A 16,564-nucleotide genomic window follows, 5' to 3' on the forward strand; every position below is an offset into this window, starting at 1 on the left:
CTTTATTTATTCATCTGTTTTTTTCGTAAGAAGAAATATCCCAAAGCCACTGTTAACAATAAAACAGCACCGGCTACCGTCAAATAAAGAGAAGTCGTTGCTCCTGTTTTTGGCAACGTCCCTTTCTTCACTGGTGTAAGAGCTTGTTGCTTGTCTTTGCCATCGAAGTTATGCTCACAGTCCTTTTCGCCTGCTTCATTGTAACCAACTTCCTTGAAGAAGAAAGTCGTTCCTTCAGGGTATTTGGACGTGTCCACTTTTGTTTTGACTTGTTTAACGATCGTCGAGTCATTCACGACATAATCGATTTTTCCAGAAGTCCAAATATCGGTCATTTTTCCATCTGGTGTTTGAGCAACTAGAATCGCTTCAAAGGCTCTTTCAGTGCCGTCTAAGACGTTCTCATGGCTCAGGTCTACGTTGTCATAGGCGTTGATAAGTTCGCCGTGAGTGAACGTCTGTGTCTTATTGTCACCGGTGTGTGCTTTCGTGCGAATAGATACTTTTGGTGATTTGAATGTAACGGTTTGTTCATCATTTTCCAGTTCGTCATGGCGGCCGATTTCCTTCTTTTTGTCTTTGTCTTCATAAATGACATGCGTTGCAGTCAGACGTGTGCTGTCTTTCAACGTGCCTTTTGGCAAGGACAATTCCGTTGTGAATTCAAATGTTCCTTCTTTATCTGTTGTGATTTCAGACGTAGAAGTAGATACGACTTCTTTTGTATCACGATTGACATAGGCTGTATCGACGGTATACGTATGCCCTGGCTTCATGCCATCGACTGCTACATAGTCCGTTAATTCATTGTCAATATCCGGATTGACTTGCTTCAATCCTTCCTTGGTTGTCGCAAATTTTGTTGTGATCTCTAATGGTTTACGGTAGTTGACTGCTTTTACTTCAATCACTGTACCGTCTTCTTTAGGTGTTACGGTAAAGCTCAAGTCGTCAGTGTTGTCCTCGTACCAGTCCAATGGACGAGATTCAACGAATTTGCAATTTCCAGTTGGAAGGTTTTCAACAACGATCTCCCCAGCTGCATTCGTCGCATGTTTTGAAATCATTGTCTCTGTTGTCGTTTCTTCACCGTTTTCGTCGATCATTGAATCAATTCGAACTAAATCAAACGCTACATTTTCTAATGCTTGACCGTCTAAGTCATCAGTTTTCACTAATTTGACTGTCGCACGCGCCAATTCATTAAGAATTGGATTTCTAGCAATCCGTGTTAACGCTTGTTTATTTTCGGCATAGCTGTCAGCCCATACATGGATTTCATGTTCACGATCATTGGTGGCAGGTGTGTAAGTGAAAAAGTATTGCTCTTCGTTTAACACATGATCGCTACCAGCGTCCACTTCTTGCAAGTAGTAATCGGCTTTCACATTCGGTAGCAGCATCTTCTCAAAAGAAAGCACACCGTCATTTACTACTGCATAGCCTAATGTAGTACCGACTTTCAGTGTTGTATCACCGATTTGTAAGTCTTGTCCGGTTCTTAATGCAAACACTTGGCCATTATTGGCATTTTCCAATTCAACAACAGCTTTTCCATCTTCCCATCCAGTGATCACTTCCTGTTGTTTGTGACCATAAATATTGATTTCTTGAAGATAGTTTTCAGCAGTTGCCGTAGTTGAAGTAATAGCAACGTTTTGACCTGCGTATTTGATTTCAAAAGGAATCGGTTTGGTGTCTTGAAGATTGACACCAGCTGGTGCTTTGACTTCCACGAGTTCATAGTTGCCGATATATAAGAAGGCGTCTGTTTGGAAATTCCCTTCAGAATCAGTGGTCCAAACTTGATCTTCTCCGTCTTTTTGTAAGAATTCACCAGCTGTAAAACGAATTGTTCCGTCAGCTGTCACGATATCTTCCTTTGGACGGATCTTGAAACTGAAGCCTTCGCCATTTCCTTGATCGAATTGGATCTCAGAATAGCTGCCATACTCGCTTTCTTTTGTTTCAACGGACATAGCTGTTTGAACCGTTTTGTGTAGGGTCACTTGTCCTTTTTGGTTGTCATTTTTGATCGTAACAACCACCAAACCGTCTTTTTCTTCACCAGTAACTTCAAAATCAATCGTGTCTTTCGCCACCACGTAGCCTTCAGGCGCTTTTACCTCTTTGGCATAGTATTTCCCAAAAGCAAATTGCGTAGGCAACTGAAGGACACCCTCTTCGTCTGTGTAGAACACCGATTGTTCTTTTCCTTGAAGATCCTGCATAACTAATTGTTCTCCGGTGGTTTTTGAATAGATTTCAAAGCCAGCATTTGAACGAACAATCGTTTTTCCTGTTTCAGCATCAACTTTGACAAATTTCACTTTGGCTTCTTTGACTTTGTTTTCAATGACATAGTGGAAACGTTGACCGTCTTCACTGATCGTCACTTTAAAGTCTGCAATGCCAGTATATCCGTTTGGTACTTTCGTTTCGGATACCACATAGGTTCCGTAAGGCAATTTATCAAATGATACATAACCTTGCTTGTCTGTGAGTGCTTTACCAACGACTTCTTTCTTGCCGAAGTCTTGTGTAACGGTAAATTCAACGCCTTCAAGAACAGTTGGTTGGTCTGAAGGATCTTTCCCTGTCAACCAGTTCCAAGCTGTCGTGTACCAGTTGTAATTTGCGGTTTTGATCAAATCAAATCCGCCAGTGATCACTTTGTTTTTCTTAACTGCAGTCGCTTGTTTGGCGACGCTTGCTGTTTGACCAGCGTATTCAATAGAAAACTCAACCGGCGTTTTATCTAAGACGTAGCCGATCGGCGCTTTCGTTTCTACAAAATAGTAGCTGTCGATCACTAAATCATTGACCGTCAGCTGTCCCTTGTCATTGGTGGTATAATGACCGATTTTCTTGTTATCAGATTTTCTGAACAAATCGAATTCAGCTCCGGCAAAGGTTGTATCCCCTTGAGAAACAGTACCCGTTTCGCTATCTTGTTTTGTTAAGATAACTGAACCTTTTTGTTCTTGGTTTTCAATTTTTTGATCCACATTCGTGATTTCAACGTTTTGACCGGCATATTTGATTTCAACGGTCCAAGTATTCGCATTTAACAAATACCCTTCAGAAGCCGCTGTTTCTTTCAACGTGTAGGTGCCTAAAGGAAGGGACTTGGTTTTTGCCTGTCCTGTTTCATCCGTTGTGATCGTAGCTACTGGCGTGCCGGTTACTTTTGATCCGGAATAAACCTCAAAAGTATTACCTTCCAATGTATAATTGCCATTCAGCATGTCTTTTCCAAACTCCACACCAGACTTATCGATAGAAATCGTACCTAACTGGCTTTTGTTTGTGAAAGTAACCGACTTCGTTTTATTTGCTTCAATCGTGAGTGTTTTCTTCTCCGTATTCAAGACAAAGCCGGTTGGTGCTTTTACTTCTTGGATTTCTAAGACGGTTCCTGTATCCCATTTCCCAGAGATTTTTCCGTCTTTATCGGTTGTTTTGGTTTCCGTTTTGTTGGTCGTTTTATTCGTGATCTCAAATTGCGCTCCGGCTAATCCATTGCCGTTTTCGTCAACTTTAATGATTTCACCTTGACCTTGTAACTCAATGTTTAAGCTTACACTGAAGAATCGAGGATCACCAATTCTAGCCTTCATAACATCTTGTAAATAAGGTGCTGAGTAAATAATTGTTGCCCCTTCATATTCAGCTGCGATTTGATAGCGTAATGTTAGTCTTCCTGATTCCTTACTATCTGATTTTGGTGTGATTTTTAATGTATTGCCGGATTGAGATACTGTCACATTAGCAGTGTCACCTGTCACCTTGTATTTTGGTAAGTTACCTGTCGTATCAGTTAATGTTAACGTCTCTCCAAGTTTTACCGTATAAGATTTACCTGCAAATGAAGGTAGCGTATAGAAGGTTTCTACTTCTGCCAAAATATTCTTGCGGAACGTATTATAGCCTGATTGGCTAGCGACACCGTTGTAATCGTAGATCCCGCTAGTAGTCACGCCTGTTGTGATTTCTTGTACCAAGCGCTCTGTATAAAAAGCATTGACGACAGATTTTTGTTTTTCCCATCCGTAGTAAACAGCTAAAGAAGCCCGAATATACTTGTCTTGGGTAACTTCAGACGTCGTATAGGGATAGTTTTGACCCCAATTCAAGGGAACGCCTGGTTCAATACACCAAAGCATACCTCCATTTGCATCTTTTTTCGCATACCATCCTAGCTCAGAAATGCCATTCGAATACGTCCACCCGATTGTAGACGAACCATAGTCACGGTTCACATAAACCGATTGACCAGCGGCTCTTGCCATTCGTGATCTGATAGGATTTGGGTTTAACATGTTTTGAACTTCTTGAATAACGGACAAATAGTCGTCTCGATAAGAGGTGCCATTCGTACTAACGATCGTACCATCTGCTAGCATTTCGTACCCTTGCTCGCGGAGGTAGTCATAAACCGATTGATCTGCCTCTTCAGTTGACGGTTGCGTCGGTTCTTCTACTGTTTCACTCGTCGGACTATCATTTGCATTTTGACTCTCTCCGATTTTTTCCTGTTGATCAATCTTTGTATTTGTCGAGTGATCGGAGGAAGTGGTGCTGGTTTCAGCTTCTTCTGTGGACGATTCTACTGCTTCAGTTGCAGTAGTGTCTTCTTGTACCTCTTGTGTCTCAACCGTGTTCACCGTTTCTGCCAACACAGATACAGGTTCAACGATCGTCCCACTCAAAGTCAGAAACAGCATGAGAGTAGTCATTAATTTTTTTACTTTACTCATAAGTACACTCCTTTTAGTTAGTTGCAATAAAAAAAGACAGGTTATCTGACCTGTCTAAATACATCGGATATTCAATTATGCCGGACTTCGTATTTTAACCATTTTCATTCCTCCATACAAAAAAAGCACGATTCTAAAATCGTGCTCAGACTGTAGACAAAGTACTAGTTTTTAGTGCTTTGTTTTTTTTTATCCGTTAAAATAAGAGTATCAATTGGAGGTGTATCCAGATGCTCTCAAAACAAGATATGAGTAAACGCGCACAAATCGGTTTCTTTTCTCTTGAAGACTTGGTCCCACAGGACCATTTATTGCGGCAAATAGATCATTGTATTGATTTCTTCTTTATTTATGAATTGGTTAAAGAGAAATACGATGAAATCCAAGGACGTCCTAGCTTGGATCCTATTCTTCTAATTAAATTACCAATGATTCAATATCTATTTGGCATTAAAAGTATGAGACAAACAATAAAAGAAATTGAAGTGAATATCGCTTATCGCTGGTTTTTGGGTTTGAGTTTAGAAGATCCTGTTCCTCATTTTTCAACATTTGGTAAAAACTATACGCGACGGTTCAAAGGAACAGATCTCTTTGAAAAAATTTTTTATGAAATTCTAGAACAATGTATCGCTGAAGGTATCGTAGATACTTCCGAAGTATTTATTGATAGTACGCATATTAAAGCACATGCGAATCGTAACAAAAAAGAATCTGTCGAAGTAATGGAACAAGCTGTTTTTTATACAGATAAGCTGACAAAAGAAATCACCAAGAATCGAGAAAAACATTTAAAAAAGCCCTTAAAAGAAACAAACGCAGAAAGTAAAACTTCCTTGAAAAAAAGAAGTACGACTGATCCTGAAAGTGGTTGGTTTCATAAAGGTGAACACAAAGAAGTTTTTGCCTATAGCTCACAAGTGGCGTGTGATAAACATGGATGGATATTAGGTTATACTACACACCCAGGGAACTTTCATGACAGTCGTACGTTTGTTTCTTTATTTAACAAGCTCAAAGGAGCTTTTCCCCTAGAAAAATTAATTATGGATGCTGGGTATAAGACACCAGCAATTGCACATTTACTACTCGAACATAAATTGACCCCAATTTTCCCATACAAACGTCCTATGACTAAAAAAGGCTATTTCAAGAAACATGAATATGTTTATGACGATTACTATAATTGTTATATCTGTCCCAATAATAAAATACTCTCTTATGCCACTACCAATCGCAAAGGATATATCGAATACAAAAGCAATCCAAAGGATTGTAAAAATTGTCCTTTCTTGTCTAAGTGTACCAACTCAAAAAATCATACCAAAGTAATCACTAGACACATTTGGGCTGAAGCTATAGAGACCTGTGAAGAGATACGCCATCAAAGTTGGTTCAAAGAACTTTATAAAAAGAGAAAAGAAACCATTGAACGAATTTTTGGGACAGCAAAAGAATTTCACGGATTACGTTATACCAATCAAATAGGAATTGAAAAAATGCACATGAAAATTGGGCTTACTTTTGCGTGTCTTAATATGAAAAAGCTAGCAAAAATAAAAAGGATCAGAGCGCAAAAGAGGCGTTTTCCAAAAGGAAAACTGCCTAATCTATCGATTATTCATAGAATATTACATAGAAAAAAGACAAACCTCATATTTGTATAAGGTTTGTCTACAGTCTGAGCACGATTCTAAAATCGTGCTTTCGTCATGTTTATGTGTATTTTAGTACCAATCGATTGAGAATTTTCCGCTTCCATCTGAGTAGAAGATAGTAATTAATTTATATCCAGAATAGCCATTATCTTCTGCTGTACCAGAATCAATTTGTCCGTTAGCCCAAGTATTAGCTTCTACTGCCGAGCCAAATACTTTTCCACTATTTCCAACATATCCTGAAACAATTGTTGGTTCTTCAGGTGTTGAAGGCTCTGTCGTTTCACCTGTACCACCGTTTGAACCGCATGTACTTGTGTCACCAGTTCTAGACCCCCAAGTATTACCAATATATCCTACTGTATTTCCGGAATTGATACTAAAGTCCATAGTGCTGGAAATCCAACTAGATTCTTTAAACTGAAAACGAAATATGCCTTAAAGATGATAAATATTCCGCTCTTCTTTTCCTTCATTTGTACCTTCAATTGTAAATAGTTTTTCACAAATGTTGCTGCGGTTCTTAGTGCAAATAGTAAACTACGAGAATACTAAATTTTTCCTTGAGCAGAAATCAAAAACGGACGATAATTTCCCACTTTTAAATCTTTCGATTTCTGCATCGCATCTGGATTGAATTTTCTTTTTTTACTCATTTACTATAATTCCATATCCTTGAATTAATAAAACTAGTACTCGATCCGTCATGACAACCTCATTGACTAAAATGCCTACGCCTTCTAAAAAAGACCAAAACTTCTTTGCCATACCCTTTGCTTAAAATCAATTTTCGCTTGGGTTTATTCATAAAAACAAGTATGCACCTGATTGATACATTTTTTATGGATACTCTACAACACAAATAACGCTACTTCGATTGCTGGACATTAAAAGTATAATTTTCTGCACCCGTCATTTAAGAAAATGAAGAATAGTCATTAACACAACAAACGGCCTTAAAAATTTCAACTTTTTCTGTATTTTCACGTTTATTTTCCTCGCTTTCTGCAAATAAAAAAAGCGATACAACCTTTTCAGGGTATCTCTTCTTACTTATATGATTCTTTTATTTGGTTTAATTTTTCAAATAGCTCATGGTACTTCATTAGATATTCCTCCTTGTTTGGATAGGCACCTTTATGGAGCATTCGTTCAGCGACCTCTAACCAATGATTCCGTGCCATATTATACAGATAACCAGATTGATAAGAAATTTTCTTTGTTCTCAATTTTAAGTAGTATCTTTGGAGCATTTTATGAGTCTCTGGTTCAAAATATTCTGCCACAATGGTTAACCCCATCCAAGTGATCTTGGACATATTTTTTTGACTGATACAAAATATAAATCGTTTGTTGAACTTCTTCAACAGTAGAAGAATGACTAGCTATTAATTCCAATGTTTCGCCCGATAAAAAAGTCTCAGTTAAAATAGATGGTAGATAATGTATAAATGGAAAGTCATTTTTTCTGTATCTTTTTTTGTATCACTTTTTTCAGTAGTAAATCTTTTAGTAGTTAATTTATTCTCTGTACGTTTTGAGCAGTCCATTATGAACTGTTCAAAACGTACATCCCAATTATCGTTGCTATCATGGGATTCTTTGTGATGTTCATTTTGCACATCCGACATTTTACTTTTCATTTCATTTTGACTCTCTAACCATAGGAGGACGCCCTCTTTCTCTTCTTCAGTTAGATAAACTGGTAAAATCTGATAAAAGTTTTCTTTCGTTTGATCAATCTTCTTTAAAACTGTTTTATGGTAGAAATGAAACTGGTACGACAACGCTTCTTCAAAAATCGAAAGAATATCCTCACTATTGAAAGGCTCCATACTAAAGATATACGAGAAGATAAAATTCGTCTTGTCTCTCTTTCTAAATTGAAGAATATACCCTTGTGTAACTAACTCCTCTCATGCACGATCAATTTTCCTGCGACCGTTCTTTTCAGATTGTTTGTACAATTCTGCTTTATACACTTTAAAAATATCTGGATAAGACGCTAAACTAATCAATAGTCCTCTTGCTTCATAGGTTAGAGGTTCATTTTGAGCAAATGCACGCGGAATAGATTCATAGCCCATATTTCTACTGAATTTAAAAATCAAGCCATCAGTATTCTTAGGTGAAGCACGCTTGTTAACTTCATTAGTGAACTGAAATACGCTCATTTTTCTCCTTTCATAATCTATACAAGACACAGAAGCAACCATTATATCAAGCTTTTTTAAGTCAAAAAGCTTGAGAGAAATATTGGAGAGAAAAGATAAAATAACAACAAAAAAACGGCTAAAAAGCCGTTTTTGAGAGAAAATTGAGAAACTGATGACAAAAATGGTAGATGAAGGCACCCTAAGATTGTTGATATTGCCCCATTTTCATCGAAGATTGGTACTATTTCCGATACATCTTCAATTCCAAGAACAAATCATTATAGATGCCAAGATACTCAGCACCTAAGTTTTCATAGACTTCGAGGTGTTCCATCAATTCATCGGATGGATAGAACTGTTCGTCTTCGGTGATCTCGTCAGGCAGTAAGGCCATGGCTTCTTGGTTAGGTGTGGAATAGCCGATGTACTCTGCGTTTTGTGCAGCATTCTCGGGTTCCAGCATAAAGTTCAAGAAGGCATAAGCGCCGGCTTCGTTTTGTGAGGTCTTAGGAATGACCATATTATCAAACCACAAGTTGGAGCCTTCCGAAGGGATCACATAATGAATGTGTTCATTTTCGTACATCATGTCGGCTGCTTCCCCAGAAAATGTGACCGCAACCGATGCTTCTTCATTGGCCATGTACATCTTGATTTCATCTGCGACGATGGCTTTGATGTTTGGGGTCATGGTCCGAAGCTTATTGAATGCCTCTTGCAACTGATCATCGTCTTTGCTGTTTAGAGAATAGCCTAAGCTGTCCAAACCTAATCCCATTACTTCACGCGCGCCATCGATCAGCATGATGCTGTTTGCTAATTCGGGTTTCCAAAGATCGTCCCATTGGGTGATCTCACCTTCATCAAAGAATTTATCGTTATAGACGATCCCTAGTGTTCCCCAGAAATAAGGGATCGAATATTGATTGCCCGGATCAAAACTCAGGTCTAAAAAGCGAGGGTCGATATTGTCTAGCCCTTTGATTTTGCTGTGATCCAATGGTTTTAAAAGATTTTGTTCCATCATTTTCTCAATCATGTATTCACTCGGTATGGCGATGTCATAGGACGTACCGCCTTGTTGGATCTTCGTGAACATCGCTTCATTTGAGTCAAAGGTTTCATAATTGACTTTGTAGCCAGTCTCTTCTTCAAACTTACTGATCAAATCAGGGTCGATGTAGTCGCCCCAGTTGTAGATGTTGACGACCTCAGCACCTGCCATACCAGAGGTGCGTTCCAATTCACGGACACCAAAGAGCAAGATCAGGACGATCGCAACAATACCGATAATCAGAGATTGTAGTCGTTTCATCGCAGATTTGCCACCTCCACACGGCGGTTTTTACGTAATTTCTTCGCGCCGTTTTCTTTACTGATAAAGTAATAGCCTACCACCAGAATCATGGAGAATAAGAAGACAAGTGTGCTTAATGCATTGATTTCTAAACTGATTCCTTGACGTGCTCTAGAATAGATCTCTACTGATAAGGTACTAAAGCCATTGCCCGTCACAAAGAATGTCACGGCAAAATCATCAAGTGAATAAGTAAAGGCCATGAAATAGCCGGCGATGATGCCCGGTGTCAAGAAAGGCAAAATGATATTTTTGATGACTTGAAAATTATTCGCGCCTAAATCACGGGCAGCATCGATCATTGAATCGTTCATCTCTTGCAATTTCGGCAAGACCATCAATACCACGATCGGGATACTAAAGGCGATATGCGAAAGCAACACGCTGAAAAAGCCTAAGCTAAACCCACGGAACAAGTTGCCGATCATCGTAAAGAAAATCAAGAAACTGGCGCCAATGATGACATCTGGTGAAACCAGCAAAATATTATTCAAACTCAACAAGGCCGTTCTCGTTCGGCGCTTGCGGGTATAGTAGATGCCCATCGCACCAAATGTGCCAATGATCGTTGCCAGTAATGCTGATAAAAATGCCAGCATAAAGGTGTTCAACACGATGATCATCAAGCGGGTATCTTGAAAGACGGATTGGTAATGTTCAAAAGTGAAACCCGTAAAAGCATTCATGGTGCCTCCTTCATTGAAGGAATAGAAAATCAAATAAAAGATCGGCACGTACAAAAGAATAAAGACGACGATCAGATAAAGATTCGACCAGCGAAATTTTTTCATTTACGTTGCCCTCCTTTTTTCTTTTCTCCCGTAAACAACATCACGAGGAACATGGCGATGATCAAAATGACGCCGATGGTCGAACCCATGCCCCAATTTTGGGTAACGAGAAAGTGCTGCTCGATCGCCGTACCAAGCGTGATCACGCGATTGCCCCCAATCAAACGGGTCAACATGAAGAGGGAGAGCGATGGAATGAAGACGGCTTGGACGCCGCTTTTTACCCCGTTTAACGAAAGAGGGAAAATCACTCGTCGGAAAGTATCATAGCTGTTTGCCCCTAGATCGCGACTGGCACTGATCAAAGAGGGATTCATTTCTTCTAAGGCATTAAAAATCGGCATGATCATAAAGGGCAGTTCGATATAGACGGCAACCGTCAAAAAGCTGAAGTCAGTAAACAAAATCTGCTTTGGTCCAACCCCCATGATTTCTAGGAAGTTGTTGACACTGCCATGAATGCCGAAAATCCCAATAAACGCATAGGCTTTTAACAATAAGTTGACCCACGTTGGTAAGATGATCAACAGCAGCCACAAATCTTTGTGGCGCAGCTTAGTTAAGAAATACGCTGTCGGGTAGCTGATCACTAAGGTAATCAAGGTGATCAAAAAGGCATACCAAACCGAGTTTAAGGTCATGATCAAATATTTGCCAGAACCTAAGTAGCTTTGATAATTGACCAGCGAAAAGTTGCCGTTCATATCAAAAAAAGATTGGTAGATGATCAATAAGACTGGTGCAATAACAAATAGCAATAACCAAAAGACATAGGGTATCGCATAAAAACGACGCATTTTCGTCATTAGCTTTCCCTCCTAATCTTCGTAGCTCTCTAAACGAGCATCAAAATCTTCTTCGGACTCATTGAAACGCATGACGTGGATGTCTTCTGGTTCAAAGGAAAGACCGATCTTGCTTCCTTCAGTGGCTTTTCTTGTAGAGTGAACCATCCATTCGTTGCCTTGTTCGTCGTAACAAATGATTTCGTAATGCACGCCTCGGAACAATTGCGTATCCACTTCAACGACCAGCTTGCCTTTTTCCGCCGTCGTCAAATTCAAATCTTCCGGACGGATCACGATCTCAACGGCTTCATTCGGCCGCATCCCGCCATCGACACATTCAAATTGCTTGCCGACAAACTCCACTAAGTTGTCTTCGATCATCGTGCCTGTGACGATGTTGCTTTCACCGACAAAATCCGCCACGAAATGGTTGATTGGTTCATCGTAGATATCCACTGGTGTTCCGCTTTGGACGATCTTCCCTTTGTTCATGACGAAAATCTCATCACTCATGGCCAACGCTTCTTCTTGGTCATGGGTGACAAAAATAAAGGTGATGCCTAGTCGCTGCTGCAATTCCCGCAGCTCGTATTGCATGTCGGTTCGCAATTTCAAGTCCAATGCGGACAATGGTTCATCAAGAAGCAATACTTTGGGTTCATTGACGATCGCTCGTGCGATTGCGACCCGTTGGCGTTGACCTCCTGACATTTCGCTGATTTCACGATTCTCATAACCAGGAAGTTGTACTAACCGTAACGCTTCTAAGACTTTTTTATTCACTTCATCTTTTGGTAATTTTTTGATTCGCAGACCAAATGCCACATTTTCAAAAACGTTCATATGTGGGAATAAGGCATAATCTTGAAAGACAGTATTCACTTGCCGTTGATTGGCAGGAACGTCATTAATTCTTTGTCCATCAAAATAAACGTCGCCTTCTGTTGCGTCCGAAAAACCCGCAATGATGCGTAAAATAGTTGTTTTTCCACAACCTGAAGGACCTAACAATGTATAAAAGCGACCTTCTTCAATATCAAAACTCACTTTTTTCAAAACTGTTTCATCATCATCAAATCGCTTCACCACATTGTTGAATGAAATTATTGTTTTTCCCACACTCTTTCCTCCTGTACTATAAATAAGAATCTGTCACGACTACAAGCACACGGCTTTTTTTGCCCGCAATATTTTTTAATTGATGCGGCTCAGTCGCCTGATAATAAATCGATTGGCCTTTACGAGCCTTGTACTGCGTTTCTCCTAGTGTCAACGCCACACTGCCCTCTAAGACATAGATAAATGTTTCTGCTAACGATGGTTCAAAGGTCTTGTATTCGCCCGCTTTATCAAAAGTCAGCAAGACTGGCTCCATTTCTTTTTCATTGGAATCGGGAATCAGCCACTTCAATTCATAGCCATTTTCTTCATCATAATAAAGCGTGCTGTCTTCTTCGCGATAAACCACTTGATGCTGCGCATTTTCTTCTCGGAAAAATTCCTCTGGTGTCACGCCTAAAACTTCTAAGATCGTAAAAAAAGTTTCCATAGAAGGCGAACTCAAATCACGTTCCAACTGTGAGATATAGCCTTTCGTCAAATCGGTCCGCTCGCCTAATTCTTCTTGGGTCAAATTCTTTTGAACGCGCAAATTGCGCAGCTTCTCGCCAATCTCCATGTTCATTCCCCCTTTGATTGACACAACTTCAAATAAAAAAGTTTGCTATAAGTAAACTTCATGTTTAATTTCACTTTTTCTAGTATACAAATAATTGCAAAAAACACAAGCCTTTTTTCTTCATTTCTTTGAATTCTTTTCTCCCTAATCAAAAAAGGAGTGATGCTAAATGCTTGTGCTATAAAGGAAACGATTGGCGGTCCCGTCATTTTCGCTTTTCACAGGTTTAAAAGAACATCTTCTATTTTAACGAAGAAAAGGTAGATTTAATAATGATCTGTTTTTACTGATTTTTTGATAAGAAGCCCTGCCTTTTCTTGCTTCACTGGTTAAAAAAATAAAACTTATGGTATTATGAGTACAAACCATCAAAGGAGTGTCTGAAATGACGAATTTCTCTACCTTTCGTGTCATGAATGAACCAAATTTTACTGCTTCACTCACAACTGCAACCCTTGACGAGCTGCCAGCAGGCGATGTGCTTGTCCGTGTTGATTACTCAGATGTTAATTACAAAGATGCCTTGGCAGCAAATGAAAATGGCGGCGTGATTCGCACGTATCCGATGACGCCGGGAATCGATTTAGCAGGGGAAGTCGTGGACAGTCAGTCTGCTGATTTTGCCCCAGGCGATCAAGTTTTAGTGACTGGCTATGGCTTAGGGGTTTCTCACCCAGGCGGTTACAGTCAATTTCAACAGGTCCCAGCCGAGTGGCTCGTGAAACGTTCTGCTGGTTTTTCAGCGAAAGACAGTATGACCTATGGCACGGCTGGGTTCACAGCAGCTTTAGCGGTGCAAGAATTAGAGCAGCTGCACTTAGCAAAAGACGCTGCGATTTTGGTGACAGGTGCGAGCGGTGGCGTCGGCAGTGTCAGCATTGCCTTTTTGAAAAAACTGGGCTATACAAATATAGTGGCGCTATCTCGTAAAACCGATGCGCAATGGTTGTTAGACCTAGGCGCAGCAAAAATCATCCGTCCGGATGAAGTGGTACCCGAAAAGGTCAAACCATTAGCAAAACAATCGTTTGCAGCGGTCATCGATACGGTTGGTGGTCCATTGCTTGCGGCAGTGCTTCCGCAAATCGCTTATGGGGGCGGTGCCTTCTTATGCGGCAATGCTGGTGGGATCAAAATCGAAACGACTGTCTTACCCTTTATTTTGCGTGGGATTCGCGTAATTGGGATCGATTCAGTCAATGTTTCCCATGAGATCCGCACGGCATTATGGGAGAAATTAGCGGGTGAGTGGAATGTGATCGATCAGCTTTACACGAAAGCCATCACTTTGGAAGACTTACCAGAAACGTTGGCAGCTTTATTAGCTGGCACGCACCAAGGACGGACGATCGTTGAGGTGTCACAAGGGCAATGAGAATTTTGATTACGGCTGGCGGTACTTCCGAAAAAATCGATGATGTCCGTGCAATCACGAATCATTCCACGGGTTCACTTGGTCAAGCGATTGCCAATGAATGGCTGCGGTACCCTGAGGTGACCATCGATTACGTTACGACGAAAACTGCCAAGCAACCGCCTACCGATCCACGAGTTACCTGTCATTTCATTGAAGGGACCACGGACTTGTTGGGGCAATTGACCGATTTATTGACGACCCATTCGTATGCTGCCGTGATCCACAGTATGGCAGTTAGTGATTTTACCCCTGCTGCTCATTTTTCAGAAGCAGCCTTTTATGAAGCAATCAACGATGCCCTACCGACTTATGACAACCAGGTCACTCCGGCATTGATGGCACACGTGCTCGAACAATCTGAAGCAACGGCAGGCAAAGTTTCTTCCAATACGGATCATTTGTTTTTAGTGTTGAAGAAAACCCCGAAAGTGATCCAAACCATCAAAGCATTACAGCCGACAACCTTATTAGTCGGATTCAAATTATTAGTAGCCGTCGCGGAAGCCGAGTTGTTTGCGGTCGCACGAAAAAGTCTGCTGGCTAGCCAAGCGGATTATGTGTTGGCCAACGACTTGACGCAAATTTCTGGAAACCAGCATGTCGGACACCTTTTGACACAAGAAGGACAAATCGGGACTGGCCGCACAAAAGCTGAGATCGCAACCTTGATCGTTGACACATTACGCAATGACCTGCGTGCTTAGCTAGATGTTTTTTAGAAAAGGAGAAAGAAACATGAAACAAAAACACGTTCTGCTTGGCGTCAGCGGCAGTATCTCTGCATACAAAGCAGCCGACCTAACCAATGAATTAACCAAAAAGGGCTATGCAGTGGATGTCTTAATGACTCAAAATAGCACACAATTTATTACGCCTTTGACTCTACAGTCATTATCCAAACGCCCGATCCATGTGGATGTTATGCAAGAACGTCAACCAGATCGGATCAATCATATTGAACTAGCCAAACAAGCCGATCTTTTCTTGCTCGCCCCAGCCAGTGCCAACAGTATTGGCAAGCTGGCGCATGGGATAGCCGATGATTTGATCTCAACAGTTGCCTTAGCGTTGCCGTTATCCGTGCCCCGCTTGATTGCGCCAGCCATGAATACCGTCATGTACGAAAACCCGATTGTTCAAAGAAATTTGGGGATTTTGAAAGAAGTCGGCTTCCAAGAGATTGAACCCCGTGAAGCGTTACTGGCTTGCGGTGATTTCGGCAGAGGCGCATTAGCAGCAACAGAAACGATTCTCGAAAAAGCATTGACTGCTTTGGAAGTACGGAGTGTCTAATAATGAAAAAAATATCAACTTTTGAACTTGTCTTAACAGCTTTCTTTTTAGGAATCTTGATTCTTTTAGCATCGGTACCCTTTCTTGGGTTTATTCCCATAGGACCAATCAATGCGACAACGATGCACATTCCTGTGATCATCGCTTCCATTGTATTGGGCCCTCGGATCGGCGGCTTTTTAGGCGGCGCCTTTGGGATCATCAGTATGGTGCGTTCGACATGGATCATCACCCCGCTTTCTTTTGTCTTCTCTCCTTTCGTACCGATTTATGGGAGTGATCAAGGAAGTTGGAAAGCGATCCTCGTAGCGCTGATTCCCCGTATTTTGATTGGTGTCGTTCCTTACTTTGTTTATAAAGGCTGTCAAAAAATCTGGAAAAACAAACAGCAAAGTCTTTCGCTACTGATTGCTGGTGTTGCCGGAGGTTTGACGAATACGATTCTGGTAATGAACTTGATCTACTTCTTGTTCCAGCAAGAATATGCGGAGGTTGTGGGAAAAGCCGGCAATGCTGTTTACGCAGCGATTTTGGGTGTGATCTTCGCCCAAGGCGTGCCTGAAGCCATTGTAGCGGGAATCGCCACGATGGCAGTTGGAACCGTTCTTTTGCGCTTAGTCATGAACCGCAAAAAAAATCGAATCTAAAAAATAGCGACCGGCTAAA

13 protein-coding genes are annotated in these 16,564 nt (G+C 40.8%); 5 read left to right on the forward strand and 8 right to left on the reverse strand.

The genetic code is table 11. The annotated features are described in order from the left end of the window. Nucleotides 1-2: 2 nt before the first annotated feature. Nucleotides 3-4,760, reverse strand: a complete 4,758-nt coding sequence (locus IGI86_RS13580) for a SpaA isopeptide-forming pilin-related protein (RefSeq protein ID WP_430617444.1) — start codon at nt 4,758-4,760, stop codon at nt 3-5. A gap of 230 nt (nt 4,761-4,990) precedes the next feature. Between IGI86_RS13580 and IGI86_RS13585 the strand changes: the two genes are divergently transcribed. After that, complete coding sequence (locus IGI86_RS13585; RefSeq protein ID WP_016621163.1) at nt 4,991-6,427, forward strand: IS1182 family transposase; 1,437 nt, start codon at nt 4,991-4,993, stop codon at nt 6,425-6,427. Nucleotides 6,428-6,487: 60 nt separating this feature from the next. Here the strand turns inward: IGI86_RS13585 and IGI86_RS13590 are convergent, their stop codons facing one another. The 7 genes from IGI86_RS13590 to IGI86_RS13620 form a co-directional block, all read right to left on the reverse strand. Beyond that, nucleotides 6,488-6,808, reverse strand: coding sequence for a hypothetical protein (locus IGI86_RS13590; RefSeq protein ID WP_430617445.1), 321 nt, complete (start codon nt 6,806-6,808; stop codon nt 6,488-6,490). 1,526 nt (nt 6,809-8,334) lie between these two features. Beyond that, nucleotides 8,335-8,772, reverse strand: a complete 438-nt coding sequence (locus tag IGI86_RS13595; RefSeq protein ID WP_430617446.1) for a hypothetical protein — start codon at nt 8,770-8,772, stop codon at nt 8,335-8,337. Between the two features lie 43 nt (nt 8,773-8,815). After that, a complete protein-coding gene (locus IGI86_RS13600) occupies nt 8,816-9,889 on the reverse strand; it encodes an ABC transporter substrate-binding protein (protein WP_005234158.1) in 1,074 nt (357 codons plus the stop codon). Further along, nucleotides 9,886-10,722 carry an ABC transporter permease gene (locus tag IGI86_RS13605; RefSeq protein ID WP_005228535.1) on the reverse strand — a complete coding sequence of 279 codons (837 nt, stop codon included), beginning with the start codon at nt 10,720-10,722 and terminating at the stop codon, nt 9,886-9,888. Before IGI86_RS13605 ends, IGI86_RS13600 begins: the two co-directional genes overlap by 4 nt. Continuing rightward, nucleotides 10,719-11,528 (reverse strand): ABC transporter permease, encoded by an 810-nt coding sequence (locus IGI86_RS13610; RefSeq protein ID WP_005234157.1) that lies wholly within the window; start codon nt 11,526-11,528, stop codon nt 10,719-10,721. Before IGI86_RS13610 ends, IGI86_RS13605 begins: the two co-directional genes overlap by 4 nt. 12 nt (nt 11,529-11,540) lie before the next feature. Then, nucleotides 11,541-12,629: an ABC transporter ATP-binding protein gene (locus IGI86_RS13615; RefSeq protein WP_005228533.1), complete on the reverse strand. Its 1,089-nt coding sequence runs from the start codon at nt 12,627-12,629 to the stop codon at nt 11,541-11,543. Nucleotides 12,630-12,645: 16 nt separating this feature from the next. Beyond that, nucleotides 12,646-13,188 carry a helix-turn-helix domain-containing protein gene (locus IGI86_RS13620; RefSeq protein WP_015510239.1) on the reverse strand — a complete coding sequence of 181 codons (543 nt, stop codon included), beginning with the start codon at nt 13,186-13,188 and terminating at the stop codon, nt 12,646-12,648. Between the two features lie 385 nt (nt 13,189-13,573). On the opposite strand from IGI86_RS13620, the gene IGI86_RS13625 reads away from it, so the two are divergent. Genes IGI86_RS13625 through IGI86_RS13640 form a run of 4 tightly spaced genes read left to right on the forward strand, consistent with a single transcriptional unit; the run spans nt 13,574 to nt 16,545 of the window. Beyond that, nucleotides 13,574-14,563 (forward strand): acryloyl-CoA reductase, encoded by a 990-nt coding sequence (locus tag IGI86_RS13625; protein ID WP_061053175.1) that lies wholly within the window; start codon nt 13,574-13,576, stop codon nt 14,561-14,563. Next, nucleotides 14,560-15,309 (forward strand): phosphopantothenate--cysteine ligase, encoded by a 750-nt coding sequence (coaB, locus tag IGI86_RS13630; RefSeq protein WP_061053176.1) that lies wholly within the window; start codon nt 14,560-14,562, stop codon nt 15,307-15,309. The genes IGI86_RS13625 and coaB overlap by 4 nt, the downstream gene beginning before the upstream one ends. 31 nt (nt 15,310-15,340) lie before the next feature. Then, nucleotides 15,341-15,898, forward strand: a complete 558-nt coding sequence (coaC, locus tag IGI86_RS13635) for a phosphopantothenoylcysteine decarboxylase (protein ID WP_005228528.1) — start codon at nt 15,341-15,343, stop codon at nt 15,896-15,898. Between the two features lie 2 nt (nt 15,899-15,900). Then, nucleotides 15,901-16,545, forward strand: coding sequence for an ECF transporter S component (locus IGI86_RS13640; RefSeq protein WP_061053177.1), 645 nt, complete (start codon nt 15,901-15,903; stop codon nt 16,543-16,545). The last annotated feature ends 19 nt before the right edge of the window (nt 16,546-16,564 follow it).

It is taken from the genome of Enterococcus sp. AZ188, from assembly GCF_050544075.1.
Lineage (GTDB): Bacteria > Bacillota > Bacilli > Lactobacillales > Enterococcaceae > Enterococcus_D > Enterococcus_D entomosocium.